A 25,486-nucleotide genomic window follows, 5' to 3' on the forward strand; every position below is an offset into this window, starting at 1 on the left:
GGTGCTTCCGGGTAGGGCGATCCTTTGTATTCCCAGTACCGATGCATTCCCAGTACCGACGAGGAGCACCTGTGACCCAGACCAGCGAGAACGTCACCTGGCTCACGCAGGAGGCGTACAACCAGCTCAAGGCCGAGCTGGAGTACCTGTCGGGTCCTGCGCGCACGGAGATCGCCGTCAAGATCGCGGCGGCCCGTGAGGAGGGTGACCTCCGGGAGAACGGCGGGTACCACGCCGCCAAGGAGGAGCAGGGCAAGATGGAGCTGCGGGTGCGCCAGCTGACCCAGCTCCTGGAGCACGCGAAGGTCGGCGAGGCGCCGGCCGACGACGGCGTGGTCGAGCCCGGCATGGTCGTCACCATCGCCTTCGACGGCGACGAGGACGACACGCTGACCTTCCTGCTCGCCTCCCGCGAGTACGCCAGCGCGGACATCGAGACGTACTCCCCCCAGTCCCCGCTCGGGCTCGGCGTCAACGGCAAGCGGACGGGCGACGACGCGGACTACGAGCTGCCGAACGGCAAGACCGCCACGGTGAAGATCCTGGCGGCCAAGCCCTACACCGGCTGACCCCGGCCCGGCACGACGCACGGCCCACGACGACGCGGGAGCCCCGGCCTTCGGGAAGGCCGGGGCTCCCGCGTCGTTCCGTGTGCGGACGGCGGCGGCTCGGCGCTCTCAGGCGGCGGCCGAGCGGTACTTGCGGACCGCGAGGGTGCGGAAGACCACGATGATCAGCACGGACCAGAGGAACGAGGCGAGGACGGGGTGCTCCATCGGCCAGGCCCCCGTCACGGACTTCGGCACGCCGGGCATGGTGTTGCCGAACAGCTCGCGGGCCCCCGCCACCGTGGCGCTGAACGGGTTCCACTCGGCGACGTGCTGGAGGAACGCGGGCATGCCGGTGACCGGGACGAAGGCGTTCGAGATGAACGTCAGCGGGAACAGCCAGATCAGCCCGCCGGAGGTCGCCGCCTCCGGGGTGCGCACGGAGAGGCCGATCAGCGCCCCGATCCAGGAGAAGGCGTAGCCGAGGAAGAGCAGCAGCAGGAAGCCGCAGAGCACCTTGCCGATGTTCTCGTGGGTGCGCCAGCCGACGAGCAGGGCGACCCCGGCCAGGACGACGAGGGTCAGCGTGGTCTGGACGAGGTCGGCGAGCGTCCGTCCGGTGAGGACCGCGCCCCGGGCCATGGGCAGTGACCGGAAGCGGTCGATGAGCCCCTTGTGCATGTCGTCGGCGATGCCCGCGCCGGCGCCCGCCGTGGCGAAGGTGACGGTCTGGGCGAAGATGCCCGCCATCAGGAACTCCTTGTACAGCTGCGGGTCGGTGGAGCCGCCGATGGAGATGGAGCCGCCGAAGACGTAGGTGAAGAGCACCACGAACATGATCGGCTGGATCAGTCCGAAGATCACCATCTCGGGGATGCGGGTCATGCGGATCAGGTTCCGCTTGGCGACGACCAGCGAGTCCTTCACCGACTGCGTGAGGCCCCCGGAGGGGCGGGGGACCAATGTGGGGGCGTCCTTGGCGGTGGCGCTCACCGGTTCTCCTCCTTGCCGCGGGCGCCTCGGGGGCGTTCCGCTCCGGCTTCGCCGGTCTCCGCGTCCCCGTTCTCCCGGATCTCGGCGGCGTGGCCGGTGAGGGAGAGGAAGACGTCGTCGAGGGTGGGCCTGCGCAGGGCGATGTCGTCGATCTCCACGCCCCGGGCGTCCAGGTCGCGGATGATCTCGGCCAGCAGTCTGGCCCCGCCGCTGACCGGGGCGGTCAGCTTGCGGGAGAGCCGGGCGACGGTGACCTCGCCCTCGCCGAGGGCGGTCAGCACGGAGCGGGCGGGCTCGATCTCCTCCGCCCGGTGCACGACGACCTCGACGCGCTCGCCGCCGGTGCGGGCCTTCAGCTCGTCGGAGGTGCCGCGCGCGATGACCCGGCCGTGGTCGATGACGCAGATGTCGTTGGCGAGGCGGTCGGCCTCCTCCAGGTACTGCGTGGTCAGCAGCAGGGTCGTCCCGCCCGCCACCAGGTCCTCGATCACGTCCCAGAGCTGCTGCCGGTTGCGCGGGTCAAGTCCGGTCGTCGGCTCGTCCATGAACATCACCGGGGGCGAGACGACCAGCGCCGCCGCGAGGTCGAGGCGGCGGCGCATCCCTCCGGAGTACGTCTTGGCGGGGCGGTCGGCGGCGTCGCCGAGGTTGAACCGCTCCAGCAGGACGCCCGCACGGGCCTTCGCGTCCCGGGCGCCGAGCTGGTAGAGCTGCCCGACCATCTGGAGGTTCTCGCGGCCGGTCAGGTACTCGTCGACCGCGGCGAACTGGCCGGAGAGCCCGATCGAGCGGCGTACCTCGTTGGGCTTCTTCAGCACGTCGATCCCGGCCACGACGGCGGTGCCGCTGTCCGGGCGCAGCAGGGTGGTCAGCACCCGTACGGCGGTGGTCTTGCCCGCCCCGTTGGGGCCGAGCAGCCCGAGGACGGTGCCCTCGGGGACATCGAGATCGACGCCGTCCAGGGCTCGTACGTCGCCGAAGGTCTTCACCAGACCCTCGGCGTGGATCGCACCTGGCATGGAGGGACTCCCCCGTCACTCGTGGATGACCGCGCGCGTACGGACCCGGCGCCCGTACGGGCCTACCCGGCGATCCTAGGATTCGCGGGGCCGCACCGCGCGGTGAATGGCGGCATCCGGCCAATCGGCGCGAAGCGGGCCTCAGCTGATCACCCGGTAGCCGGCCTCGCGCAGGGCCGCCCCGACGTCCGCGCAGTGCTGCGGGCCCTTCGTCTCCAGCCGCAGGTCGACCTCCGCCTCGGTCAGCCCCAGCCGCGGATCGGTGCGCACATGGCTGATGTCGAGGACGTTGGCGTCGGCCACGGTCAGCGTGGCCAGCAGGGCGGCCAGCGCCCCCGGGCGGTCGGTGAGGCGCAGCCGCAGGCTCAGGTGGCGGCCGGCGGCGGACATGCCGTGCCGCAGGATGCGCTGCATCAGCAGCGGGTCGACGTTGCCGCCGGACAGCACCGCCACCACCGGCCCCCGGAACGCCTTCGGGTCGCTGAGCAGCGCGGCGACCGGACTGGCGCCGGCCGGTTCGACGACCAGCTTGGCCCGCTCCAGGCAGAGCAGCAGCGCGCTGGACAGCTCGTCCTCGGTGACGGTGCGGACCTCGTCGACCAGCTCCTGGATCAGCGGGAACGGTACGTCTCCGGGGCGGCCCACCTTGATGCCGTCGGCCATCGTGGCCGGGGAGTCGAGCGCGACGGGGTGTCCGGCGGCCAGTGAGGGCGGGTAGCAGGCGGCGCCCTCGGCCTGGACGCCGACGATCCGCACGTCGGGGCGCAGGGCCTTCACCGCGACGGCGACGCCCGCGGCGAACCCGCCGCCGCCGATGCCGACGACGATCGTGCGGACCTCGGGGCACTGCTCCAGGATCTCCAGTCCGACGGTGCCCTGGCCGGCGATGATGTCGGGGTGGTCGAAGGGGTGGATGAAGACCGCGCCGGTCTCCTCCGCGTACCGCTGGGCCGCTTCCAGGGTCTCGTCGACGACCTGGCCGCGCAGCCGCACCTCGGCCCCGTACTCCCGGGTCGCGGCGACCTTGGGCAGGGGCGCTCCGACCGGCATGAAGACCGTGGAGCGGACCCCGAGGAGGGAGGAGGCGAGCGCGACGCCCTGGGCGTGGTTCCCGGCGCTGGCGGCGACGACTCCGGCCGCCCGCTCCACCGGGGTGAGGCCGGAGATCCGGACGTAGGCGCCGCGCAGTTTGAAGGAGCCGGTGCGCTGGAGGTTCTCGCACTTGAGGTGGACCGGGGCGCCGACCAGGTCGGTCAGGTGGCGGCTGCCCTCCAGGGCGGTCGTCCGCGCCACCCCGGACAGCATTTTCTGCGCGCCCCTGACGTCGTCGAGAATCAGGGCCGGGTGGCGGGCGGTCGCGCGGAAGTCCATACCGCAAGTCTTGCAGCTCCGAGGGGGCACGGCGGACTGGTTCCATGGCGGCCTGCGGCGATGTCCGCAGGTTTGTGCGGCACTGGTACGCGTTGCCCCGGGGCCGCGTACTCTGTCCCCCACCCATCCGACTCCGCACGAAGAGAGCCCCCGGCCATGCCCCCACAGGACATGACGACTGCTGCGTCTCCTTCCGGGGGCGCCGTCCCCGAACACCCGGGCCCCGAGGGCCTGCTGGACTCGCTCCAGCACCAGGTGGCGGTCTTCGCCCGCCGTGCCGAGCAGACCCGTCTCGGCGGGGTCGGCCAGGTGCGCAACTCGATGGACCGGGCCGCGTACCTGCTGCTGAACCGGCTCGACCGGGAAGGGCCGATGGGCGTCAAGGCGCTGGCGGCCGGGATGGGCATCGACTCCTCGACGGTGACCCGGCAGGTCGCGCCGCTCGTCGACACCGGGCTGGTCAAGCGCACCTCGCACCCGGAGGACGGCCGGGCCGTCGTGCTCCAACTCTCGCCGCGCGGCCAGGCCCGCCTCGACGAGGTGCGGGCCTCGCGGCGCGAGCTGATGTCCCGGGTGACGGACGGCTGGACCGAGGAGGAGCGGAACACGTTCTGCGCCCTGCTCACCCGCTTCAACGGATCGCTCGCCGCCCGCCAGGCCGCGCACCAGCCGCCGGCGGACTGAACCGGGCGCGGGCGGCGTACGCACCGTCGGCACTGGTCGCTTACGCGCCGCTCGCGCGGGTCGCGTACGCGCCGCCCGGCAGCCGCCTCGCCCCTTCTGTCACACCCGTCACACCCGCCACCGGCCCCTGCCCGCTCTGCGCGGCGGGGGCCTTGCCGTACGCTTCCCGAAGTTGCCCGACGATAACTTTTTATAGGTAAAGGGGCGGGACGTGGCACAACAGGATGACCCGAAGGGTGCGGTGGAGCTGCTCTCCACCGACCAGGAGCGGGTGGCCGCGGAATGGATCGACGGCGTCAGCAGATCGCTCCAGGGCCGCATCAGCAAGGCCGAGGTCGACCGCGAGCTGCGTGAACTGTACGGCGCGCTCGTGGACGCACTGCGGGCGGGGGGTGAGGACACCCGGGGTGACGGCTTCTCCGAGGTGCGGGCGCTGCTGACCGAGCTGTCGCGCAACCGGGCCCGGCAGGGTTTCACCCCCAGCGAGACCGCGATCAGCGTGCTGGCGCTGAAGCAGGCCCTGGAGCCCGCGCTGCGCGGCGGCTCCGCCGAGGACACCATCGCGTACCTGCGGCTGGCCCGGGTCCTGGACGATCTGGCGCTGCTCACGATCGAGGCGTACACCCGTACCCGCGAGGAGATCATCAGCTCGCAGGCGTCCCAGCTGATGGAGCTGTCGACCCCCGTGGTCAAGCTCTGGGACGGGGTCATCGCCGTGCCGCTGGTGGGCACCCTGGACTCGGCGCGCACCCAGGTCGTGATGGAGAAGCTGCTCCAGGCGCTGGTGGACACCGGCTCCGAGCAGGCCATCATCGACATCACCGGGGTTCCCGCCGTCGACACCCAGGTCGCCCAGCACCTGCTCAAGACGGTCGTGGCGGCGCGGCTGATGGGCGCGGAGTGCACGGTCTCCGGCATCCGCCCGCAGATCGCGCAGACCATCGTGGCCCTGGGCATCGAGTTCGGCGACATCGTGACCAAGGGATCCCTCGCCGACGCCCTCCAGCACGCGCTGCGCCGGTCCGGCGTGGACCTCGTCTCCCGCCAGGACGCCGGCCGATGACCGAACGCGTACCGGTCCTGCGGATCGGCGACATCCTGCTGGTCTCGATCCAGGTGGATCTGGAGGACCAGACGGTCCTGGACCTCCAGGAGGACCTGGCGGAGCAGATCGTCGCCCGGTCGGCGCGCGGGGTCGTCATCGACATCACGGCGGTCGAGATCGTCGACTCCTTCGTCGGCCGCATGCTGGCCACGATCGCCTCCATCTCGCGCCTGCTGGACGCCGAGACCATCGTGGTCGGCATGCGTCCGGCCGTGGCCATCACCCTCGTCGAGCTGGGCCTCTCCCTGGGCGGTGTACGGACGGCGCTCGACCTGGAGAAGGGACTCGCGCTGCTGCGTCGCTCCGCGACCGGTGCGGAACTGACATGACCGCCCCCTGGGCCCCGGAGGCCCCGCCGCAGACGCAGCCGATCACCCAGAACGACGACGTCGTACGGTCCCGCCAGCAGGTCCGCACCTTGGCGCAGCAGTGCGGGCTGTCCCTGGTGGAGCAGACGAAATTCATCACGGCCGCCAGCGAGCTCGCCCGCAACACCCTGGTGTACGGCGGCGGCGGCGAGATGCGGGCCGGTCTGGTGGAGCGGCACGGGCGGCGCGGGGTCGCCGCGGTCTTCGCGGACTCCGGACCCGGTATCCCCGACATCGATCTGGCCCTGACCGACGGCTGGACCTCCGGCGGCGGCCTGGGCCTCGGGCTGAGCGGGGCGCGTCGGCTGGTCGACGAGTTCTTCCTGGACACCGAGGTGGACCGCGGCACCACGGTCACCATCGTCAAGTGGGCGCGATGAACGAGCCGCAGCGCCATCCGGACACGGCTTCCGAGTCGCAGCGCAGCCCGGGCCCGGCCTCCGGGCCGGAGCGCGACGCCGGGACCGCGACCGGAGCGGAGCGCCCTGCCGAAGCCGCATCCGGGCCGGACCGGGCCGGGGCCGTGAACGGGCCCGTCGTGATCGACTGCGAGGACGTGGCCTGGTTCCGGGACGCCGCCGAGATGCCTTCGGCGGCCCGGGGCGCGGCCGCCACCCTGGCCCGGCGGATCGGGCTGGACGGCTACCGGTCCTCCGAGGTCGCCCTGGCGGTCACCGAGGCCGCGACCAACCTCCAGCGGCACGCACGCGACGGGGCGCTGCTGCTGCGCGTCCTGCGGACGCCGGACCGGGCGGGCGTCGAGTTCGTCACCGTGGACACCGGCCCCGGCATCGCCGACGTCGAGGCCGCCCTGTCGGACGGGGTCTCCTCGGCCGGAACCCTCGGCATCGGGCTGGGCGCGGTCGCCCGGCTCGCCGACGCCTTCGACATCCACTCCCTGCCGGGCAAGGGCACCGTCATGGCCGCGCAGTTCTGGGCCCGCAAGGCCGGGGGCGAGCCCACCGGCGGGGCGCCCTCGGTCGCCTCCGGTCTGACCCGGCCCATCAGCGGGGAGACGAGCTGCGGCGACGCCTGGGCCGTACGCCTGGACGTGGGCGGCCCTGAAGCGCCCCGCTCCCCGTCCTCCGGCGCCGGCCGCGGTGGTACGTACGGGGCGCACTCCCCCGGCCTCTTCGGCAGCGGCCCCTCCACTCCCGGAACGCGTTCCTCCGCAGACTCCGGCCGGTCCTCGGCCTCCTCCGAGCCGGCCGTCCTGGTCATGCTCTGCGACGGCCTGGGCCACGGCCCCCTCGCCGCGCTCGCCGCCGAGGCCGCCGTGACGGCGTTCCGCCGGAGCCCCGCCCGCCACCCCGAGCCCCTGCTGCGGGACATCCACGGCGCGCTGCGCGGTACGCGCGGCGGAGCGGTCGCGGTGGCCAGGATCGAGCCGGCCCGGGGACGCGTCCTGTACTGCGGCATCGGCAACGTGAGCGGGGTCCTCCTCGGCCCCGACTCCCGCAACGGCCTGCTGTCGGCGCCGGGCATCGTCGGCTCGCAGATGCGCAGCCTGCGGACGTTCGAGCTGCCGTGGAAGCCCGGCGGCGCCCTGATCATGCACTCCGACGGGCTGACCGAGCGGTGGAACGCCGACGCCATGCCCGGACTGCTCCGGCACTCCCCGGCCGTGATGGCCGGGCAGCTGCTGCGCGAGGCCGGGGTCCGCCGCGACGACGCCGGCATCGTAGTCGTCAAGGGGGACTGGTGAGCCTCGGGGCCCCGGAACCGGCCGTCCTCGCGGCGTACGACCTGACCACGCCGCAGGACGTCTTCGCCCTGCGGCGGATCGGGCAGAGCGCGGCAAAGGCCCTCGGCATGGACCGCCAGGACCAGGTGCGCATCGCCACCGCGCTGAGCGAGCTGGGCCGCGACCGGTTGGGCTGCCGGGGGCTGACCGTCTCCTTCGCCCTGCCGCCGGGCCCGGAGCGCGTCCTCGCCGTCGTCTTCGGGTGGACGGGCGGTGCGGCGAAGGCGGCCCCCGACCTCGAACCGGCCTCCCGGCTCCTGCACCGCGTACGCCACGAGACCGGCGGCGGGCGGGAGCGGATCGTCGCCGAGCACCCGCTGCCGACGAGCTGGGTGGACAGTACGGACGCCCGGCGCGGGATCGTCGACGCGCTGCGCCGCCACACCTCGCCGACCCTCGCCGACGATCTGCGGGAGCAGACCCGCGACCTGATCACCGCCCTGGAGGAGACCCGGGCCCAGCGCGAGGAGATGCGCCGGCTCAACGAGGAGCTGGAGGAGACCAACCGCGGGGTCCTCGCCCTCTACACCGAGCTGTCGCAGGAGCTGGAGGAGACGAACAGCGGGGTCGTCGCCCTCCACGCCGAGCTGGAGGAGAAGTCGGCCCGGCTGCGCGAGACCAGCGAGGCCAAGACCCGGTTCTGGCGCAACATCAGCCATGAGCTGCGCACCCCGGTCAACGCGGTGGTGGCGCTGACCCGGCTGCTGCTGGCCCCGGGCTCCGCCCCGCTCACCGACGAACAGCGGCGGCAGCTCTCGCTGATCGACGCCTCCGGGCAGTCCCTGCTCTCGCTGGTCGGCGATCTGCTGGACGTGGCCAAGGCGGAGGCGGGTCAGTTGGAGATCAACGCCGCGCCGACCGATCTGCGGGCGCTGCTGGCCCAGTTGGGCGCGGTGATGCGGAACACGGGGGCGTCCGACGTCGCCCTGCTGATGCCGGAGCCCTCGGCGCTGCCGGTGGCCGTGACCGACGAGGCCCTGCTGACGCGCATCCTGCGCAATCTGCTGTCCAACGCCCTGAAGTTCACCGAGAAGGGCGAGGTCTCACTGGAGTTCCGGGTGGACGCGCCATGGATGGCCTTCACCGTCACGGACACCGGGGTGGGCATCCCCGAGGACGAACTGCCCAAGGTCTTCGAGGAGTTCTACCAGGTACGCGGACCGCTCCAGCGGGCCCACCGGGGCACCGGGCTCGGACTCCCCTACGCCCGGACCCTCACCGAACTCCTCGGCGGCACGCTGCGGCTGTCGAGCACCCCCGGAGCGGGCACCCGGGTGGAGGTCGAGCTTCCCTTCACGCCCGTACGCCCCACGTCCGCACCCGGCGCCCCGGAGAACACCCCGTGACCATGACCGTGCAGAGCGACAGCGCGCCGGGAACCGTCCTGGTGATCGACGACGACGAGACCAACCGCTACATCCTCACGAGCTGGCTCACGCGCGCCGGGCACACGGTGCTGGGCGCGGCCGACGGCTCCGCGGGGCTGGCCCTGCTGGAGGAGGCGGGCCGCTCGCTGCCGGAGGTGGCCGTCATCGACGTGCAGCTCCCCGACATGTCGGGCTTCGAGGTCTGCGAGCGGATCAAGACCGACCCGCGCACCACCTTCCTGCCGGTGGTCCACGTCTCGGCCGTCGCGGTCAACGCCGAGGACCACACGGAGGGGCTGAGCCGGGGCGCGGACGCCTATCTGGACCAGCCGATCGACCCGGACGAGTTCCTGGCGACGGTGACGGCCGCCCTGCGCTACACCCGGGCCCGCCGCCGGGCGGAGCGTCTGACCCTGCGGCTGGCCGCGCTCAACCGGGCCACCCTGGACGTCTACCGGGCCGTCGGCTTCGCCGACTTCTGCGCGGCGGCGACCGGCGGAGCGGCCTCGCTCATGTCCGGGCCGGCCACCGCGATCCTCCTCAGCCCCGACGGCCGGCCGGTGCACAGCCACGCGGCCGGCCCGGAGGCCGAACCGGCCACCCTGCCCGCGCTGGCGGAGCCGCTGGACCGGCTGGCCTCCCCGGCCCTCGGCGGCTCCACCGGCACCGAGGTCGTCACGGTCTCGCGGGAGCGCTGGAAGGCGCTGCTGCCGCTCGACCCGATCGACGACGACGTCGTCGTGGTGGTGACCCGGACGAAGCGCGACCGGCCGCCCGTCTGCGTCGCCGTCCCGGCCGCCGCGGCCCGTACCTCCGACGAACGCGATCTGCTCCAGCAGTTGGTGAACGCCTGCGCGCTGGCGCTGGAGGGGCTGCGCACCTTCAACGAGGAGCACGCCCTCGCGCTGGCCCTCCAGCGCACGTTCCTGCCGGACCGGCTGCCCGACGCCCCCGGCACGACGCTCGCCGTCCGCTACCGGCCGGCCTCCGACCACGCGGAGATCGGCGGCGACTTCTACGAGGCGCTGCAGACCCCGGCCGGGCTGCTGCTGGCTATCGGCGACGTGGCCGGGCACTCGCTGGTCGCGGCGACCGTCATGGGCGAGATCCGGCACGCGCTGCGCGCCTACGCCCTGGAGGGGCACCCGCCGCACCACGTCCTGGAGCGGCTGGACGCCCTGCTCTCGTACACCCGGCCGGGCCTCACCGTGACGCTCTGCCTGGTGCTGGTGGAGCCGGACGGGGGCCGGGTCCACATCGCCAACGCCGGTCACATCCCGCCGCTGCTGCTGGGCCCCGGTGGCGGGGGCGTCTACCTCGCCGACCACGGTCCGCTGCTGGGGCTGCGGCTCCCGCACCCCCCGGCCCACGCCCACCCCGTCGCCCCGGGCGCCCGGCTCCTGCTGATCACCGACGGGCTGGTGGAGGTGCGCAACCAGGACCTCGACCACAGCCTGACCGCGTTCCTCGACGCGGCGGTCTCCGGTCCCCGGGAGCTGGAGGACCTCTGCGACTTCCTCCTGGACTCGTTCGGCGAGGGCAAGGAGGACGACATCGCGCTGCTCGCGCTGCACCTGGACGAGACGGGTTAGGGCGCGGCCCTTCGACGGCGCCCCGCCGCAGGCGCGGGGCGCACGGCGTACGAACCGGTCGCGTCGCCCCTCTTGACCGCGCCCGGGGGACGGCGCTGCGATGTGGTGGTGAGCGATCGGGTTGAGCACCGCGACCGGCTCCGCGCCCTGGAGTTCGAGGCTTTCGTGGCGGGCGCGGGCGGCCGTCTGCTGCACACGGCGACGCTGCTCACCGGCGAACCGCCGCGGCCGTCCGGCGCGTATCCGCGGGCCGAGCGGCTGCTGCGCGCGGCGCTGGCGCGGACGTACGCGGACTGGGACCGGCTGCACGGCGGCGACCCCTACGACCTGGCCCGCCGGGAGCTGGTCCTCCGCTTCGCCCGGGAGGCCCGGCGCCATCAGCGGCCGCGCGGCGGGCTGCTGGAGCGGCTGTCCCCCCTCGAACGGCTGGTGCTGGTCCTGCGGATGTACGAGGAGGCCGGCGAGGAGCAGACGGCGGCGCTCCTGGGGCTGCCGGGCGACCGGGTCCGCGCGGTGTGCGCCCGCGCGGTGGCGGCGCTGCGGTCGGCCGGGCGGGGACGGGGCGCGGCGTCCGCAGCCGGGGGCGGCACGGAACGCCCCGCCCCCCGCGGTACGGCCCCGGGCCCCCGGGAGACGGCGTGAGCGAGGACCGCCGGGATCCGCGCGAGGAGCGGGTCCGCCGGATGCTGGACGGCCCGCACCCGGTGCTGCCGCCGGACCTGGCGGCACGGGCGGTCCGGCAGGGCGGCCGGCGGCTGCGGTGGCGCCGGGCGGTGGAGCGGACGGCGGCCTGGTCGCTGGCGGCGGTGCTCGTCGCGGTCCTCGTCTGGGCCGGTGTCGAACAGCCGTGGGCGACCGAGCCCGCCCAGGTGACTCCCCCGCTGGAGGGCTGGTGAGCCGTCGAGGCCCCGGGGCGGGCGGCCTACGCTGGAGGAGAAGGTCGTCGTACGAGCCGAGGAGGCCGTGGTGACCAGGAAGATCGCGGACTGCCGCAAGTATCCGAGCGAGACGGACTGCACGCTCACCATCGCCGGTGAGGAGAACGAGGTCGTCCGGGCCGCGAGCGAGCACGCGGCGTCGGTCCATGGACACCAGGACGGTCCCGAGCTGCGCGAACAGGTCAGGGGCATGCTGGAGGACGAGAGGGTGGGCGTCTGAACGTGGGAAGGGGCGTCCGCCGCGACCGACGGTCGCGGCGGACGCCCCTCCTGCGTGGGTTCCCCGGGGGTCAGCCCAGCGCCTGGGTGAGGTCGGCGAGCAGGTCGTCGCCGTTCTCGATGCCGACGGAGAGGCGGACCAGGTCGGCCGGGACCTCCAGCGGGGAGCCCGCGGCGGAGGCGTGCGTCATCCGGCCCGGGTGCTCCAGCAGGGACTCCACCCCGCCGAGGGACTCGCCGAGCGTGAACAGCTTCGCCCGGTTGCAGACCTCGACCGCCGCCTCCTCGCCGCCGGCGACGCGGAAGGAGACCATCCCGCCGAACGCCCTCATCTGCTTGGCGGCGACCTCGTGGCCGGGGTGCTCGGGCAGCCCCGGGTAGAGGACCCGGGAGACCTTGGGGTGCCGGGTCAGCAGGTCGGCGACCTTGGTCGCGTTCTCGGTGTGCCGGTCCATGCGGACGGCGAGCGTCTTGATGCCGCGCAGCACCAGCCAGGCGTCGAACGGTCCGGCGACCGCGCCCATGGCGTTCTGGTGGTACGCCAGCTCCTCGGCCAGCTCCGGGTCGTCGACGATCAGCGCGCCGCCGACGACGTCGGAGTGGCCGCCCATGTACTTGGTCGTGGAGTGCACGACGACGTCCGCGCCGAGCGCGAGGGGCTGCTGGAGGTAGGGCGAGGCGAACGTGTTGTCGACGACGAGGCGCGCCCCGGCCTCCCGGGCGACCTGGGCCACGGCGGCGATGTCGGTGATGCCGAGCAGCGGGTTGGACGGGGTCTCCACCCAGACCGCCTTGGTGCGCGGGGTGAGCGCGGCCCGTACGGCGGCCACGTCCGAGGTGTCGGCCACCGAGAACTCCACGCCCCACCGCGAGGCGACCTTCGCGAACAGCCGGAACGTGCCGCCGTACGCGTCGTTCGGGATGACCACGTGGTCGCCGGGGGTCAGCAGCGTCCGCAGGAGGCAGTCCTCGGCGGCGAGGCCGGAGGCGAAGGCGAGACCGCGACGGCCGCCTTCGAGGGCCGCGAGGTTCTCCTCCAGGGCGGTACGGGTGGGGTTGGCGCTCCGGCTGTACTCGTAGCCGGAGCGCAGTCCGCCGACGCCGTCCTGTTTGTACGTGGACACCTGGTAGATCGGCGGGACCACCGCACCGGTGAGGGGGTCGGCGGTGTTCCCCGCGTGGATGGCGAGGGTCTCGAAGCTGTGCTGGTCGCTCATGGCCCCGAGCGTAGTTCGTCGGGAGGGGGTGTCCGCCGATTCCGCGTGGATCGGGGGGTGGCGTCCCGTGCGGTGCGCCGCGGGGGGCCGGGGAGCCTCGCAGCGGAGCTCCTGGCAGGGCTTCTCGGCGCCGCCGCGAAGGGCCGCGCCGGGCGCCGCCCGTCCACGCGGGGCGGCCGGGCGCTCCCCCGGGGCGCTTACCGGCCACTCGCCGTTCCGGGGACAATGGGTCCATGGAGATTCTGTTGTTCCTGCTCGCGATGTGCATGCTCGCCGCCGTGATCGGCCCGTGGGTGATGCGCCGCCGGGGCGGTATCCGCCAGGTGGCCCCCGGTTCGCCGGACGCGGCCGACCCGGACGCGTACGGCTTCGCCCGCCAGGAGGAGCTGGACGTCCGGATGCCGGGCCCCGACCAGGACCTCCTCGACGTGCTCGCCGTGGTCCAGGGCACCCAGCAGTGGCGGGCGGCCTCCCAGCTGCTGGCGGGGACGCCGAAGGAGGGCGAGGTGCGCTGGCAGCGGGTGCAGGCGTTCGCGGGCGCGGCCTCGCTGGAGCTGGCGCAGCGGCCCGGGGTCGGCGGGGCGTGGCTGCGGGCCTGGCGTGCGGAGTCCCCGAAGGACGCGGGCGGCGCGGCGGTGCACGCGGAGTTCCTGGTGCAGCAGGCGTGGCGGTCGTCCGCGGCGGGGAGCGACGACTTCCGGATCATCCTGGAGGAGGCCCGTACGGTCTGCGGCGAGGCGGCCCTGCTGGCGCCGGGCGACCCCGTCCCGTACATCGTGGAGCTGGCGGTGGCCCGGGGCCTGGGCTACACCCCGGAGCAGTTCGACCGGCTCTGGGCCAAGATCATCGACCGAGCCCCCGCCCACATGGGGGCGCACATCGCGGCGCTGCACTACCACTGCGAGAAGTGGCACGGCTCGCGCAAGGACGCGGAGGCGTTCGCGACGGCCGCCGCCGCCCGCGCCCCGCAGGGCTCGCTGCTCGCCGCGCTGCCGCTGTTCGCGCTGTACGAGCATCTGCCGGAGGTCAACCTCGTGCAGGGCTTCTACCGCAGCCAGGTGGTGACCAAGGCGGTCGGGGGCGCGATGTTCGCGGTGCACGCGGCCCGCCCGGACGACCCGATGACGGCGCACGTGCGCCATCTGCTGGTGCTGTTCCTGGTGCACATGGAGCGCTGGTCGGAGGCGATGCACCAGCTGGTGCGCATCGACGGCCACGTGGGCGCGCTGCCGTGGACGGCGGAGCCGGATCCGGCGGCGCAGTACGCGGTCTACCGGGCGCTGGCGGTCGCGGGGTACGAGGCGAACGGCGGCAGTCCGGCGACGCTGCCGCACTGAGGCGCCGGGGGGCGACTCCCACGCTTCCGCTGCGGAATCCCGGCGGCCGCTCCCGTGTTGTACGTACCGAACCCCGACCCCGGAGGAGCCCCCCGCATGTTCCTGAACCGTCGCACCCCCGAGCTCCCCACCCCGGAGCAGGCCCTGCGCGGCCGTCCCGTCCCCGAGTTCACCGTCCCCTCCCGCCACACCGTCCTCGGCAACCCCCTGGTGGGCCCTTACCCGGAGGGGCTGGAGGTGGCGGACTTCGCGCTGGGCTGCTTCTGGGGCGCGGAGCGGAAGTTCTGGCAGACCGAGGGCGTGTGGACGACGCTCGTCGGCTACCAGGGCGGTTACACGGAGAACCCCACGTACGAGGAGACGTGCTCGGGCCTGACCGGGCACACGGAGGCGGTCCGCGTGGTCTTCGACCCGTCCGTCGTCACGTACGAGGAGCTGCTGAAGCTGTTCTGGGAGTCGCACGACCCGACCCAGGGCTTCCGCCAGGGCAACGACGTGGGCACCCAGTACCGCTCCGCGATCCACACCCACTCCCCCGCCCAGGCGGCGGCCGCCGAGGCGTCCCGCGAGGCGTACCAGAAGGTCCTGACGGCCTCGGGCCACCGGGAGATCACCACGGAGATCCTGCCCGCCCAGGACCGCCCGTTCTGGCCGGCGGAGGCGTACCACCAGCAGTACCTGGACAAGAACCCGGGCGGCTACTGCGGCATCGGCGGCACGGGCGTCTCCTGCCCGATCGGCGTGGCCCCGGCCGGGGGCTGATCCCCCGGGCGCCCCTGCGCCCCCTCTTCCGGCTCGGCCACCGCGTCGGCGCCCAGCACGGCCGGGAGCAGCCGCCGCAGCAGGCGTACGAACAGGGCGTCCCGATCGGCGGGAGAGGGCTGCGGCGGTGCGCCCGCCGCGGTGAGGGCGGCGAGCAGGTGCGGGTGGCGGCCCTCGGCGGCGGCCTCTGCCAGCCGGGCCGCCCGGGCGGAGGGGTCGGCGCCCGCCGGCAGGCCCTCGCGGCGGGCGAAGAGGGCGGCCAGGGCGCCGAGAAGGCCGATGGCCTCCAGTTTCCGGGCGGCGGACCCGGGGGCGGGGGCCAGGACGGCGAGCGCGTGGTCGAGGTAGTCGATCGCGTGCGGGCCCAGCGCCTCGCCCCGCCGGTCGTTCAGGTCGGCGAGCCACGGGTGCCGGACGTGTGCGGCCCGGGACTGGAGGGCCAGGCCGACGAGGCCCTCCAGCCAGTCGCCGCCGAGGGGCCCGGAGAGGTCCAGCTCGGCCGCGACCGCGTCCGCCATGAGGTCCAGCAGCTCGTCCCGGCTCCCCACGTAGCGGTAGAGCGAGGCGGGCCCCGTGCCCAGCCGCTGTGCGAGCGCGCGCATCGACACGGCCGCCAGCCCCTCCTCGTCCGCGAGAGCGACGGCGGCCGCGGTCAGTTGGGCGCGGCTGCGCTCGGGCGCGGGCCCGCGCGCCCCCCGCTCCGGACGTGACCAGACGGTCGCCGGCCGGGGCTCTCGATCGGCCATGGTCCGCCACCTTCCCTTCGGGGCCCCGTGGGGGTCCGGGTTCCGGCTGTAGTCTAATACTGCGAACATCGATCGCAGTATGAGTCCGCCGTAGGGGGTCGCCGCGTCCGACGGGCGCGCCGCCCACCGTGTTCCGACCGCCGTGGCCGATCACGGCTTCCCGCCGAAGGAGTCCGCCATGACCTGGACCGAACGCCGCTTCGCCCGCAACGGTGCGGTCGAGATCGCCCACGACCGGCTCCGGGAAGGCGCGGACGGCGAGCCGCTGCTCCTGGTGATGGGCCTCGCCGTCTCCCGGCACTGGTGGCCCGGGGAGCTGTGCACCGCCTTCGCCGACGCCGGGTTCGCCGTCGCCCGCTACGACCAGCGGGACGCGGGCGAGTCCACCCGGCTGCCGAAGCGCACCGTCCGGGGCAACCCCTTCGCCGCCCTGGCCGCCGGGCGGGGCGCCGCCTACGCGGCCGAGGACATGGCCGACGACGCGGTCGCCGTCATGGACGCGCTCGGCTGGGAGTCGGCGCACCTCTTCGGGCACTCGCTGGGCGGGGTCGTCGCCCAGCGCGTCGCCCTGCGCCACCCGGGCCGGGTGCGCACGCTCACCTCGTCCGCGGCGCTGCCCAGCGACGTCGGCGGGGTGGGCGCCTTTCGCCATCTGCGGCTCGGCACGCTCGCGAAGTTCGCCCGGATCAAGCCCGCCCGGGACCGGGAGGCGCGGATCGCGGCGGGGATCGCGGTGGCGCGGATCTGCGCGTCGCCCGGCTACCCGTTCGACGAGGCGGGGACGCTGGAGCGGATCGCCGCCGACGTGGACACCGGCATCGCGGACCCGGACGCCCAGTCCCGCCAGATCGGCGCGACTTGGCACGGCCCCTCCCTGGCCGCGCTGCGCGTGCCCGCACTGGTGCTGCACGGCACGGACGACCCGTTGCTCCGGCCCTCCGCCGGCCGGGCCACCGCCGCGGCGATCCCCGGCGCGCGGCTCGTCCTCCAGCCGGGCGTCGGCCACGACATCCCCCGCGAGCGGCACACCGCCGTCGCCGCCGAGGTGCGTGCGCTCGCGGACCGCGCCGCCCGGCCGGGCGGCCTCGCGTGAGGCCCCCGGTCAGGCCGCCAGCAGCACGCCGCCCATCGGACCCGCCGGGGCCCCGGACCGGTGTCCGCCCGACGCCCCGAGGGACCGGGTCCGGGTCCGGGCCGCGGTGAGCCGGACCAGCCGCTCCCCGGCCAGCGCCAGCACGTCGGCGAGCGTCAGGCCGAGCGCCTGGGCGGCGGCGGCCAGCACCTCGGAGGAGGCTTCCTTGCGGCCCCGCTCCACCTCGGAGAGGTAGGCCATGGAGATCCGGGAGGCGTCGGACACGTCCTTCAACGTCCGCCCCTGGGCCTTGCGTTCGCCGCGCAGCACCTGCCCCACGAGGTCCCGCCACAGCGGCTCCCGGGGCGGGGCGCCGCTCGGGCCCGGGGCGGCCGCCGTCGGGAGCGGGCGCAGGGGGATCACGCGGGCCTGGTTCGTCGCTCGGATGCTCACCGTCCCAGCCTAGGAGCGCGGCACCGTCCACGCACGGGCCCGGCGTTGCGCTCCGGGCGGATCTGCTGTCGGCGAAGTTCCGCGACAGGGGGCGGCGTTGGGGAACGGGGCGGGTCCAGCGGGGGGGGGCGGCCGGGCGGGCGTGCCGGGGCGTCACCCTCGCGCACCGGCCCCCTCCCCCGCGCGGGGGAGACCGCACGGGCGGCCCCGCCCCCGCGGGGCGGGGGTCGCCGGGGAGGCGCCTCCCCGGCCCGCGGTCAGATCAGCCCCTGCGCCAGCATCGCGTCCGCGACCAGCTCGAAGCCCGCGATGTTCGCGCCGACCACGTAGTTGCCGGGGCTTCCGTAGCGCTCGGCGGTCGTGTGGCAGGAGTCGTGGATGTGCCGCATGATCTCCGCGAGGCGCTCCTCCGTGTGGGCGAAGGTCCACGAGTCCCGGGAGGCGTTCTGCTGCATCTCCAGCGCGCTCGTCGCGACCCCGCCCGCGTTGGCCGCCTTGCCGGGGGCGAAGGCGACGCCCGCCTCCTGGAAGACGCGGACCGCCTCCGGGGTGGTGGGCATGTTGGCGCCCTCGGCGACCGCCTTGACCCCGTTGCGGACGAGGGCCAGCGCGTCGGGCTCGTGGAGTTCGTTCTGCGTGGCGCAGGGCAGGGCGACGTCGACCGGGACCGACCACACCCCCGTACCGGGGACGAACCGGGCGTGGGCGCCGCGCCGCTCCGCGTACTCCGAGATCCGGCCTCGGCCGGTCTCCTTGATCTCCTTCAGGAGGGCGAGGTCGACGCCCTTCTCGTCGACGACGTAGCCGCTGGAGTCCGAGCAGGTCACCACGGTCGCGCCGAGCTGCTGGGCCTTCTCGACGGCGTAGATCGCCACGTTGCCGGAACCGGAGACGGCGACGGTCTGGCCCTCCAGGGACTCGCCGCGGCTGCGCAGCATCTCCTGGGTGAACAGGACCGTGCCGTAACCGGTGGCCTCGGTACGGGCCTGGGCCCCTCCCCAGCCGAGGCCCTTGCCCGTGAGGACGCCGGACTCGTAGCGGTTGGTGATCCGCTTGTACTGGCCGAAGAGGTAGCCGATCTCGCGTCCGCCCACGCCGATGTCACCGGCCGGGACGTCGGTGTACTCGCCCAGGTGGCGGTGGAGTTCGGTCATGAAGGACTGGCAGAACCGCATGATCTCGGCGTCGGACCGGCCCTTGGGGTCGAAGTCCGAGCCGCCCTTGCCGCCGCCGATGGGCATGCCGGTGAGGGCGTTCTTGAAGATCTGCTCGAAGCCGAGGAACTTCACGATGCCGAGGTTGACCGAGGGGTGGAAGCGCAGGCCGCCCTTGTAGGGGCCGAGCAGGCTGGAGAACTCCACCCGGAAGCCGCGGTTGACGTGGATGTCGCCGGAGTCGTCCGACCACGGCACCCGGAAGATCAGCTGGCGCTCGGGCTCGCATATCCGCTCGATGACGCGCGCGTCGACGAACTCCGGACGGCGGGCCAGCACCGGCCCGAGCGTCTCCAGGACCTCGCGGACCGCCTGGTGGAACTCCCGTTCGCCCTGGTTGCGGCGCAGGATCTCGGCGTAGAGCGGCTCGATGAGGTGGGCCGCGTCAGGCGTGCGGGCGGAGTCGGGCGAGTGGGGGATGACCGGCATCTGATCAAGACCTTCCGTGGTCGGCTCGTGCGCTTCGGCGCCCCCGTCCCGGAGCGCCGCCGGTCCGCTTCCCCCGCCGGAGCCCCGCGGACCCCCGGGTCGGGAGGTCGTGGGGCCGTCGCCCGGCCGGGCGACGCGCTGGACCGTCGTACGGACCGATTCTCCAGGGATGCCCGATGATCTTCGAGGACCATCCACATGATGGCCATGATCAGCCGTTTTGCTCAGCGCCCGGACCCTCGCGCCGAACCCCTCGCCGGCCCCGCGCCGCTGTTCCGGGCGGCGCGCGCGGCTCGGGGCCGTCTCCCGGCAGCACGAGGCGCAGTGACGAAGATCACATGTCGGGGCGGCCCGGGAAAGGTCCCTGGGCGACGCGTGGGGCGCCCCTCCGGCACCCGGCGAGCCGCGGGAGGAAGATCGGCGGCGGCCCGGGCGGCCTCTCCGGGAGGCGAGGCGGGGCGTCCGCGAGGGAACGGGGAGATCCACGCCGAGGTACCGGGGTTACCCGTCGGGAACAGGGACACCCCGGCCGGTGATCCGTCATGATGGCCCCCATGTCGAAGCCACGGGGGCGTCGGAGGAGGCGGCCTCCTGATCAGGCGCGGGCGTCCGGGGCCGGGGGCGGCGCCGAGCGGCCCCGCCGGGGTCCGGCGCCCCGGCCGCCCTCCGAGGACCCGCCGTACGGGTACCCGCCCGCCCGGGCGTCCTTCCCGGCGTACGCCCGCTCCTCCCCGCACCCCGTGCGGGGCCTCCGGGAGCCGCGCGTCCCCAAGGACGCCGGGGACATGCGGCGCTGTCTGGCGGTGGGCCTGGACTGCTACCTGTGCCTGCTGGCCGTCGGGCTCCTGGTGCGGTCCTGCGTGGGCTCCGGCGGCACGGGCCGGGCGGTCGCCCTGCTGGCCGTCCAGTTGATCGCGCTGTCGTTCGCCAACCAGGTGCTGCTGACGATGGCCGTCCGGGCGAGCGCCGGAAAGCTGATCATGGGGGTCCGGGTGATCCGGCTGCCCGACGCCGGGCGGCCGGGCTTCCGTCCGCTGGTGCTGCGCTGGCTGTACGGACTGCTCTGGCTGCCGAGCCTGCCCTGGCGCCGCCTCAGGACTCCGGCGGCGGTCCGGCCCCCGGAGCGCACCCGCAAAGGCCCCGCCGAGCCGCACGGGGACCTGGCGGGGGTCCGCCAGGTCCGCCGCAGCGACCTGCGGTCCTACCGGGCGGCGGTGCGGGGGCGTACGGGGTGAGCCGGTTTCCGGCGTCCCCCGGGCCGGACGGGGGGCGTCCTCAGCGCCAGTCGCCGGTCGCCCAGGCCACCAGGCGGGGGCGGGGCGTGTACGGGTCGCACACGACGACCGCGTCGGTGGAGACGAAGTCGTGGGTGACGACCTGTCCGATGTCGCGGGCCGCCCGGGTGAGGCCGCCGGAGAGGTCGCCGGGTTCCCCGATCGTGACCGGGGCGGTGGAGGCGGCCGGCGGCTCCTCCTCTTCGCAGCCGACGTGGGGAAGGGGCTGGCCCAGGTACCAGCCGCCGGCGAAGACGGCGTACAGGACGGCGGTCGCGCCCAGGCGGCGCGGGGTTATCCAGTGAGGCACGTGCGGGAGTGTTCCACGACCCGGTTCCGGCGGGCGCTCCGGCTCCCCCGAGGCGCCGGCCGGGCCCGACGCGCCGTCCCGCCCGGACCGCCCGCCCGCGTGTGCCCGGGACGCGCGGCCCGACGGCCGGCCCGGGCCCCGGCACCTCCTCAGGAGCCGCCGCGCTCCTCCTGCCCGGCCGCGCGGTCCCGCGCGTTCCGCATCGCCGCCGCCGTGGCCGCGGCGTCGTACTCCGGGCCGACGCCCGGCACGATCACCACGTCGCCGACGAGGTGCCGGGTGCGCTGCGGAAGGATCTCCTGGTAGGCGGGGGACGCGTACCAGGCGCGGGCCTCCTCGACGCCGGGGAAGGCGACGACGACCAACCCGCCCGGCCACACCCCCTCCACCACCTCCACCTCGGAGCCGTGCACCAGGAAGCGGGCTCCGTAGGGCGTCATGGTGGCCTGGATGCGCTCGATGTAGCTCAGCACCTCGTCGTGGACGGGGCTGTCGGTGGGGCGCAGGTGGGCGATGGCGTACGCGGTCATGGGCCGGTCCTCCGGGCGCTCGGGGCGGGGCTTCGGTACACCCGTGATGCTGCCGGGCGGGGCGGAGGCCGTCGATTACCCGCGAGGTCATGGGGACGTGCCCGCGCACGCCGAAGGCGGCGGCCCCGGAGTGTTCCGGGGCCGCCGCCTTCGGGCGGGGACGGGGGTGGTGCGGAGAAGGGGGCGGGCCTGCGGGGGGGGTCAGGTCCGGGGGCGGATCAGGCCTGGGAGCCGGCCGTCCACTCGGCCCAGCTCATGTTCCAGCCGTTGAGGCCGTTGTCCGGGGTGATGGTCTTGTCCGGGGAGTTCTTGACGATGACCACGTCGCCGATGAGCGAGTTGTCGTAGAACCAGGCGCCGGGGGCGTTGGGGTCGTTCGCGCCCTTCACGTCGGCGAGGCCCACGCAGCCGTGGCTGGTGTTGGCGTTGCCGAAGATGCCCTTGCCCCAGTAGTTGCCGTGGATGAAGGTGCCCGAGGTGGACAGGCGCATGGCGTGCGGCACGTCCTTGATGTCGTACTCGCCCTTGCCGTCGTCATCGGTGAAGCCGACGGTGGCGCCGTTCATCCGGGTCTCCTTGTGCTTCTCGGAGATCACCATCTGCCCGTTGTACGTGGGGTTCTCGGGGGAGCCCGCGGAGATCGGGATCGTCTTGATCGTCTTGCCGTCGCGGGTGACCGTCATCTGCTTGGTCTTCGCGTCGACGGTGGAGACCTGGTTGCGGCCGATCTTGAAGGTCACGGTCTTCTGCTGGACGCCGAAGACGCCGTCCGCGCCCTCGACGCCGTCGAGGGCCAGCTTCAGGGTGACGGTGGAGCCGCCCTTCCAGTAGTCCTGCGGGCGGAAGTCCAGGCGCTGGGCGCTGAACCAGTGGCCGACGACCTCCTGGCCGCTGCTGGAGTTCACCGTGATGCCGGCCTGGACGGCCTTCTTGTCGGTGATCTCCTTGTTGAAGTTGATCGAGACGGGCATCCCGACGCCGACGGTGGAGCCGTCCTCGGGGGTGAAGTTCCCGATGAAGCTGTTGTCGGGCGAGACGGTGGTGAAGGAACTGTTCTCGTGGGCCTTGCGGCCCTTCGCGTCCTCCGCCGTGGCGTCGATCTTGTACGTGGTGGAGCGCTCCAGCTGGGCGGAGGGCTTCCAGCTCGTGCCGTCGGCGGAGAGCGCGCCCTCGACCGCGGTGCCGTCCTCCGTGGTCATGACGACCTCGGTCAGCTTGCCCTTGGCGACGGTGACCTGGGCCGCGTTGTTGATGCTGGCGTTGGTCGCGCCGTTCTTCGGCTTGATCGTTATCTGCGCCTCGGAGGCGTCCTCGGCCGCGGCCTTGTCCACCTCCTGCTGCGACGACTCCGAGCTGCCGGTGCTGGTCTTGCCGCCGTCGTCGTCGTTACAGGCCGAAAGCACCAGCACGCCACCGAGCAGTGCGGACACGGCCACCAGGCCCCTGCGCCGCTTGCTGTCCGTCATCACACGCTTCTCCATCGTCGCCGATTTCCCCAAAAACCCCGGACGGGAACGCCGGGCGGCCATTCCCCGTCAATGTTCCAAGAACACCCGGAAAGGGCGCTCCGTTCCACATCCACGACGGATGTGGGGAACACCACTCATCGACGCGTCCCCGGAAGCGGCGGTTCCCGCTGCCGGGAGCCGGTTTCCTCCGCCTCACGGTGCGGCCCCGGCCCGCCGGTGGGCGGGCCGGGGCCGGGTGTTCCCCCACGTCACGCCGGCTGCGCGGGGCCACCGTCCCGGTCGTCGTTCCTCCCATTGTGCGCGACCGTGTCGCCGTACCCCTCCTCTTCGTCCCCGTCCTCCGGCAGGAACAGGCCCTCCTCGCCGTCGTCCGCGTCGTCCCAGTCCTCCGCGTCGGGGTCGTACTCGATGCTCTCGCTGCTCCAGGACGCTTGGGCCAGTTCGACCCCGGGCACCTCGCTGACCAGGTCGAAGGGGTCGACCAGCGAGGCGAGCGCCTCTGCTCCGTCTGCCCGGACCGTGGCCTCGGCATGCATCCGCTCCTCGGCGGTATCGCCTCCGGCGGCCCCCGCGACGGGCTCCCCGTACTCGGCGGCGATGGATTCGAGGGCGGTACCGGTCAGGGCGTCGAGGTCGGTGACCTCCAACACCATCTCCACGCGAAGCCGAACAAACCTGGATGTCTCATCTGTGCTCATGGCCGGAGCGTACGGCCCTGCGAGGCCGCGACTTTCCACCGACCCGCTGCTTTGCTTAGCATCGGCCCACGGGGCTAACTCATGGTTGTCGCAAGGGGATCGAATCTGTGTCCGTCACTCGTCGCACGCTGCTGACCGCCACCGCCTCCGGCACGCTGCTGGCCGCTCTCTGGTTCGTCCCCTCGGCCAACGCGACCGGTGAGAACGCCGTCCAGGACGCCCCGGCCGCCACGTCCCGGCAGGCCGCCGGGGAGGCGGACGCCGCCTCCGGGATGCGCCTCGCCGACACCGGGCCGGGCCTGGACACCACCCCGTATCTCATCGGCGGTACGGCCCTGTTGGGCATCGGCGCGGGCTTCGTCACGTACTCGGTACGCCGGTCCGGGGCGCACCCGGCCCACTGAGGGCTGTCCCGGCACACGAAAGGGTTCCCGCGCCACGTGGTGCGGGAACCCTTCCGCGTACGCGAGGTCTCTCAGGCCAGCGGGCCGGTGACCGACTCCACGGCCGCGACCAGGAGCCCTTCCCGGACGAAGGCGTCGGCGGCGGCCAGGTCCGGCGCGAGGAAGCGGTCCGGCCCCGGGCCCTCGGCCCCGGCGGACCGCAGCGCGGCCACGGCGGCCTGCGAGGCGGGGGCGGGGACGAGCCCTTCGGCGGCCCGCAGTTCGACCGCGCGGGTCGCGGCGTACAGCTCGACGGCGACGATCCGGGTCAGGTTGTCCACGGCGGTGCGGAGCTTGCGCGCGGCGGACCAGCCCATGGAGACGTGGTCCTCCTGCATCGCGGAGGACGGGATGGAGTCGGCGGAGGCGGGGACCGCGAGCCGCTTCATCTCGCTGACCAGGGCGGCCTGGGTGTACTGGGCGATCATCAGGCCCGAGTCGACCCCGGCGTCGTCCGCGAGGAACGGCGGCAGCCCGTGCGAGCGGTTCTTGTCGAGCAGCCGGTCGGTGCGGCGTTCGCAGATCGAGCCGAGGTCGGCGGCGACGATGGCGAGGAAGTCCAGGACGTACGCGACGGGCGCGCCGTGGAAGTTGCCGTTGGACTCCACCCGGCCGTCGGGGAGGACCACCGGATTGTCGACGGAGGAGGCCAGTTCACGCCCGGCGACGACGGCCGCGTGGTCGAGGGTGTCGCGGCCCGCGCCGTTGACCTGGGGGGCGCAACGCACCGAGTAGGCGTCCTGGACCCGCGGCGCGTCGTCCTGGTGATGGCCCGTCAGTCCGGAACCGGCCAGCACCCGCAGCATGTTGGCCGCGCTGACGCCCTGGCCGGGGTGCGGGCGGATGGCGTGCAGCTCGGGGGCGAGGACCTTGTCCGTGCCGAGCAGCGCCTCCAGGGAGAGGGCGGCGGTGATGTCGGCCGAGGTGTAGAGGTTCTTCAGGTCGGCGAGGGCCATGACCAGCATGCCGAGCATGCCGTCCGTGCCGTTGAGGAGGGCCAGGCCCTCCTTCTCCCGCAGTTCGACCGGGGTGATGCCGTGGGCGGCGAGGAGTTCGCCCGCCGGCCGGACCGTGCCGTCGGGGCCCTCCGCGTCGCCCTCGCCCATCAGGGTGAGCGCGCAGTGCGAGAGCGGCGCGAGGTCGCCGGAGCAGCCGAGGGAGCCGTACTCGTGGACGACGGGGGTGATGCCCGCGTTCAGCACGTCGGCCATGGTCTGCGCGACCTCGGGGCGTACGCCGGTGTGACCGGAGGCGACGGTCTTCAGCCGGAGGAACATCAGCGCGCGCACGACCTCGCGCTCGACGCGGGGGCCCATGCCCGCCGCGTGCGAGCGGACGATGTTGCGCTGGAGCTGCGCCCGCAGTTCGGTGCTGATGTGGCGGCTGGCGAGGGCGCCGAAGCCGGTGGAGACGCCGTAGACCGGCTCGGGCTTGGCGGCGAGCGCGTCCACGATGAGGCGGGCGGCGGCCAGGGCGTCCACGGCGGCGGCGGAGAGTTCGACCCGGGCGTCGTGGCGGGCCACGGCGACGACGTCCTCGGCGGTGGTTCCGGACGTCCCCACCACGACAGTGTGCATATCCATA

General features: G+C 73.9%; 28 protein-coding genes. 16 read left to right on the forward strand and 12 right to left on the reverse strand.

Annotation, left to right across the window (positions count from 1 at the left end; translation table 11 throughout):
• The first annotated feature begins 71 nt into the window (after nt 1-71).
• Nucleotides 72-569, forward strand: coding sequence for a transcription elongation factor GreA (gene greA / locus AMK24_RS02525; RefSeq protein ID WP_030115193.1), 498 nt, complete (start codon nt 72-74; stop codon nt 567-569).
• A gap of 108 nt (nt 570-677) precedes the next feature.
• Here the strand turns inward: greA and AMK24_RS02530 are convergent, their stop codons facing one another.
• From AMK24_RS02530 to ilvA, 3 genes are all read right to left on the reverse strand, one after another.
• Entirely contained in the window at nt 678-1,541 is an 864-nt protein-coding gene (locus tag AMK24_RS02530; protein WP_073764511.1) for an ABC transporter permease, read from the reverse strand.
• Nucleotides 1,538-2,560 (reverse strand): ATP-binding cassette domain-containing protein, encoded by a 1,023-nt coding sequence (locus tag AMK24_RS02535; protein WP_073764513.1) that lies wholly within the window; start codon nt 2,558-2,560, stop codon nt 1,538-1,540. Before AMK24_RS02535 ends, AMK24_RS02530 begins: the two co-directional genes overlap by 4 nt.
• Before the next feature lie 141 nt (nt 2,561-2,701).
• The gene (gene ilvA, locus AMK24_RS02540; protein ID WP_073764515.1) at nt 2,702-3,931 is read right to left on the reverse strand and encodes a threonine ammonia-lyase; all 1,230 of its coding nucleotides are present in this window, start codon (nt 3,929-3,931) and stop codon (nt 2,702-2,704) included.
• A gap of 156 nt (nt 3,932-4,087) precedes the next feature.
• Here ilvA and AMK24_RS02545 point away from each other — a divergent pair, with 156 nt between their 5' ends.
• From AMK24_RS02545 to AMK24_RS02590, 10 genes are all read left to right on the forward strand, one after another.
• On the forward strand, nt 4,088-4,615 hold the full coding sequence (locus AMK24_RS02545) for a MarR family winged helix-turn-helix transcriptional regulator (RefSeq protein ID WP_073764517.1): 528 nt from the start codon (nt 4,088-4,090) through the stop codon (nt 4,613-4,615).
• Nucleotides 4,616-4,826: 211 nt separating this feature from the next.
• On the forward strand, nt 4,827-5,678 hold the full coding sequence (locus tag AMK24_RS02550) for an STAS domain-containing protein (protein WP_073764519.1): 852 nt from the start codon (nt 4,827-4,829) through the stop codon (nt 5,676-5,678).
• Nucleotides 5,675-6,049, forward strand: coding sequence for an STAS domain-containing protein (locus AMK24_RS02555; RefSeq protein WP_073764521.1), 375 nt, complete (start codon nt 5,675-5,677; stop codon nt 6,047-6,049). The genes AMK24_RS02550 and AMK24_RS02555 overlap by 4 nt, the downstream gene beginning before the upstream one ends.
• Complete coding sequence (locus AMK24_RS02560) at nt 6,046-6,468, forward strand: ATP-binding protein (protein WP_073764523.1); 423 nt, start codon at nt 6,046-6,048, stop codon at nt 6,466-6,468. The genes AMK24_RS02555 and AMK24_RS02560 overlap by 4 nt, the downstream gene beginning before the upstream one ends.
• Nucleotides 6,469-6,671: 203 nt before the next feature.
• Entirely contained in the window at nt 6,672-7,793 is a 1,122-nt protein-coding gene (locus AMK24_RS02565; protein WP_242434933.1) for an ATP-binding SpoIIE family protein phosphatase, read from the forward strand.
• Complete coding sequence (locus AMK24_RS02570; RefSeq protein WP_073764525.1) at nt 7,790-9,178, forward strand: sensor histidine kinase; 1,389 nt, start codon at nt 7,790-7,792, stop codon at nt 9,176-9,178. Before AMK24_RS02565 ends, AMK24_RS02570 begins: the two co-directional genes overlap by 4 nt.
• A gap of 2 nt (nt 9,179-9,180) precedes the next feature.
• A complete protein-coding gene (locus tag AMK24_RS02575; protein WP_073764527.1) occupies nt 9,181-10,791 on the forward strand; it encodes a fused response regulator/phosphatase in 1,611 nt (536 codons plus the stop codon).
• 108 nt (nt 10,792-10,899) lie between these two features.
• Complete coding sequence (locus AMK24_RS02580; protein ID WP_073765615.1) at nt 10,900-11,433, forward strand: sigma factor-like helix-turn-helix DNA-binding protein; 534 nt, start codon at nt 10,900-10,902, stop codon at nt 11,431-11,433.
• Nucleotides 11,430-11,687, forward strand: a complete 258-nt coding sequence (locus AMK24_RS02585; RefSeq protein ID WP_073764529.1) for a hypothetical protein — start codon at nt 11,430-11,432, stop codon at nt 11,685-11,687. The genes AMK24_RS02580 and AMK24_RS02585 overlap by 4 nt, the downstream gene beginning before the upstream one ends.
• Before the next feature lie 70 nt (nt 11,688-11,757).
• Complete coding sequence (locus AMK24_RS02590) at nt 11,758-11,949, forward strand: DUF1059 domain-containing protein (protein ID WP_073764531.1); 192 nt, start codon at nt 11,758-11,760, stop codon at nt 11,947-11,949.
• 70 nt (nt 11,950-12,019) lie between these two features.
• Here AMK24_RS02590 and AMK24_RS02595 read toward each other — a convergent pair whose 3' ends face one another.
• Nucleotides 12,020-13,165, reverse strand: a complete 1,146-nt coding sequence (locus AMK24_RS02595; RefSeq protein ID WP_073764533.1) for a cystathionine gamma-synthase — start codon at nt 13,163-13,165, stop codon at nt 12,020-12,022.
• A 233-nt stretch (nt 13,166-13,398) separates the two neighbouring features.
• On the opposite strand from AMK24_RS02595, the gene AMK24_RS02600 reads away from it, so the two are divergent.
• Entirely contained in the window at nt 13,399-14,502 is a 1,104-nt protein-coding gene (locus AMK24_RS02600; protein WP_073764535.1) for a hypothetical protein, read from the forward strand.
• Nucleotides 14,503-14,598: 96 nt separating this feature from the next.
• A complete protein-coding gene (gene msrA, locus AMK24_RS02605) occupies nt 14,599-15,264 on the forward strand; it encodes a peptide-methionine (S)-S-oxide reductase MsrA (RefSeq protein WP_073764537.1) in 666 nt (221 codons plus the stop codon).
• Here the strand turns inward: msrA and AMK24_RS02610 are convergent.
• Nucleotides 15,201-16,010 (reverse strand): TetR/AcrR family transcriptional regulator, encoded by an 810-nt coding sequence (locus tag AMK24_RS02610; protein ID WP_079190397.1) that lies wholly within the window; start codon nt 16,008-16,010, stop codon nt 15,201-15,203. The two genes, msrA and AMK24_RS02610, sit on opposite strands and share 64 nt — an antisense overlap.
• A 178-nt stretch (nt 16,011-16,188) precedes the next feature.
• Here AMK24_RS02610 and AMK24_RS02615 point away from each other — a divergent pair, with 178 nt between their 5' ends.
• Nucleotides 16,189-17,103, forward strand: a complete 915-nt coding sequence (locus AMK24_RS02615; RefSeq protein WP_073764539.1) for an alpha/beta fold hydrolase — start codon at nt 16,189-16,191, stop codon at nt 17,101-17,103.
• Nucleotides 17,104-17,112: 9 nt separating this feature from the next.
• Here the strand turns inward: AMK24_RS02615 and AMK24_RS02620 are convergent, their stop codons facing one another.
• Together AMK24_RS02620 and gdhA are read right to left on the reverse strand one after the other, a co-directional pair.
• Nucleotides 17,113-17,535, reverse strand: a complete 423-nt coding sequence (locus AMK24_RS02620) for a helix-turn-helix domain-containing protein (RefSeq protein ID WP_073764541.1) — start codon at nt 17,533-17,535, stop codon at nt 17,113-17,115.
• Nucleotides 17,536-17,792: 257 nt separating this feature from the next.
• The gene (gdhA, locus tag AMK24_RS02625; protein ID WP_073764543.1) at nt 17,793-19,178 is read right to left on the reverse strand and encodes an NADP-specific glutamate dehydrogenase; all 1,386 of its coding nucleotides are present in this window, start codon (nt 19,176-19,178) and stop codon (nt 17,793-17,795) included.
• Nucleotides 19,179-19,963: 785 nt separating this feature from the next.
• On the opposite strand from gdhA, the gene AMK24_RS02630 reads away from it, so the two are divergent.
• Nucleotides 19,964-20,413: an RDD family protein gene (locus tag AMK24_RS02630; RefSeq protein ID WP_073764545.1), complete on the forward strand. Its 450-nt coding sequence runs from the start codon at nt 19,964-19,966 to the stop codon at nt 20,411-20,413.
• Nucleotides 20,414-20,453: 40 nt separating this feature from the next.
• On the opposite strand, the gene AMK24_RS02635 is transcribed toward AMK24_RS02630, so the two are convergent.
• The 4 genes from AMK24_RS02635 to AMK24_RS02650 all read right to left on the reverse strand — a co-directional run bounded on the left by AMK24_RS02635 (nt 20,454) and on the right by AMK24_RS02650 (nt 23,459).
• Nucleotides 20,454-20,762, reverse strand: a complete 309-nt coding sequence (locus tag AMK24_RS02635) for a hypothetical protein (RefSeq protein ID WP_242434892.1) — start codon at nt 20,760-20,762, stop codon at nt 20,454-20,456.
• A 149-nt stretch (nt 20,763-20,911) separates the two neighbouring features.
• The gene (locus AMK24_RS02640) at nt 20,912-21,292 is read right to left on the reverse strand and encodes a DUF1330 domain-containing protein (RefSeq protein WP_073764547.1); all 381 of its coding nucleotides are present in this window, start codon (nt 21,290-21,292) and stop codon (nt 20,912-20,914) included.
• Nucleotides 21,293-21,510: 218 nt separating this feature from the next.
• Complete coding sequence (locus AMK24_RS02645; RefSeq protein ID WP_073764548.1) at nt 21,511-22,773, reverse strand: L,D-transpeptidase; 1,263 nt, start codon at nt 22,771-22,773, stop codon at nt 21,511-21,513.
• A 236-nt stretch (nt 22,774-23,009) separates the two neighbouring features.
• Entirely contained in the window at nt 23,010-23,459 is a 450-nt protein-coding gene (locus AMK24_RS02650; RefSeq protein WP_242434893.1) for a hypothetical protein, read from the reverse strand.
• Nucleotides 23,460-23,566: 107 nt separating this feature from the next.
• Here AMK24_RS02650 and AMK24_RS02655 point away from each other — a divergent pair, with 107 nt between their 5' ends.
• Nucleotides 23,567-23,863, forward strand: coding sequence for a hypothetical protein (locus AMK24_RS02655; protein ID WP_073764550.1), 297 nt, complete (start codon nt 23,567-23,569; stop codon nt 23,861-23,863).
• Between the two features lie 71 nt (nt 23,864-23,934).
• On the opposite strand, the gene hutH is transcribed toward AMK24_RS02655, so the two are convergent.
• Nucleotides 23,935-25,485 carry a histidine ammonia-lyase gene (hutH, locus tag AMK24_RS02660; protein ID WP_073764552.1) on the reverse strand — a complete coding sequence of 517 codons (1,551 nt, stop codon included), beginning with the start codon at nt 25,483-25,485 and terminating at the stop codon, nt 23,935-23,937.
• Nucleotide 25,486: the final 1 nt, after the last annotated feature.

The sequence above is a fragment of the Streptomyces sp. CB02366 genome (genome assembly GCF_001905905.1).
Taxonomy (GTDB): Bacteria; Actinomycetota; Actinomycetes; order Streptomycetales; family Streptomycetaceae; genus Streptomyces.

Coding starts and splice junctions, on each gene's coding strand:
- AMK24_RS02630 (WP_073764545.1), top strand. CDS start 19,964: ATGCGGCGCTGTCTGGCGGTGGGCCTGGACTGCTACCTGTGCCTGCTG.
- AMK24_RS02650 (WP_242434893.1), bottom strand. CDS start 23,459: ATGAGCACAGATGAGACATCCAGGTTTGTTCGGCTTCGCGTGGAGATG.
- AMK24_RS02595 (WP_073764533.1), bottom strand. CDS start 13,165: ATGAGCGACCAGCACAGCTTCGAGACCCTCGCCATCCACGCGGGGAAC.
- AMK24_RS02615 (WP_073764539.1), top strand. CDS start 16,189: ATGACCTGGACCGAACGCCGCTTCGCCCGCAACGGTGCGGTCGAGATC.
- AMK24_RS02640 (WP_073764547.1), bottom strand. CDS start 21,292: ATGACCGCGTACGCCATCGCCCACCTGCGCCCCACCGACAGCCCCGTC.
- gdhA (WP_073764543.1), bottom strand. CDS start 19,178: ATGCCGGTCATCCCCCACTCGCCCGACTCCGCCCGCACGCCTGACGCG.
- AMK24_RS02565 (WP_242434933.1), top strand. CDS start 6,672: ATGCCTTCGGCGGCCCGGGGCGCGGCCGCCACCCTGGCCCGGCGGATC.
- msrA (WP_073764537.1), top strand. CDS start 14,599: ATGTTCCTGAACCGTCGCACCCCCGAGCTCCCCACCCCGGAGCAGGCC.
- AMK24_RS02575 (WP_073764527.1), top strand. CDS start 9,181: ATGACCGTGCAGAGCGACAGCGCGCCGGGAACCGTCCTGGTGATCGAC.
- AMK24_RS02645 (WP_073764548.1), bottom strand. CDS start 22,773: ATGGAGAAGCGTGTGATGACGGACAGCAAGCGGCGCAGGGGCCTGGTG.
- AMK24_RS02600 (WP_073764535.1), top strand. CDS start 13,399: ATGGAGATTCTGTTGTTCCTGCTCGCGATGTGCATGCTCGCCGCCGTG.
- AMK24_RS02555 (WP_073764521.1), top strand. CDS start 5,675: ATGACCGAACGCGTACCGGTCCTGCGGATCGGCGACATCCTGCTGGTC.
- hutH (WP_073764552.1), bottom strand. CDS start 25,485: ATGGATATGCACACTGTCGTGGTGGGGACGTCCGGAACCACCGCCGAG.
- AMK24_RS02610 (WP_079190397.1), bottom strand. CDS start 16,010: ATGGCCGATCGAGAGCCCCGGCCGGCGACCGTCTGGTCACGTCCGGAG.
- AMK24_RS02545 (WP_073764517.1), top strand. CDS start 4,088: ATGCCCCCACAGGACATGACGACTGCTGCGTCTCCTTCCGGGGGCGCC.
- AMK24_RS02560 (WP_073764523.1), top strand. CDS start 6,046: ATGACCGCCCCCTGGGCCCCGGAGGCCCCGCCGCAGACGCAGCCGATC.
- ilvA (WP_073764515.1), bottom strand. CDS start 3,931: ATGGACTTCCGCGCGACCGCCCGCCACCCGGCCCTGATTCTCGACGAC.
- AMK24_RS02535 (WP_073764513.1), bottom strand. CDS start 2,560: ATGCCAGGTGCGATCCACGCCGAGGGTCTGGTGAAGACCTTCGGCGAC.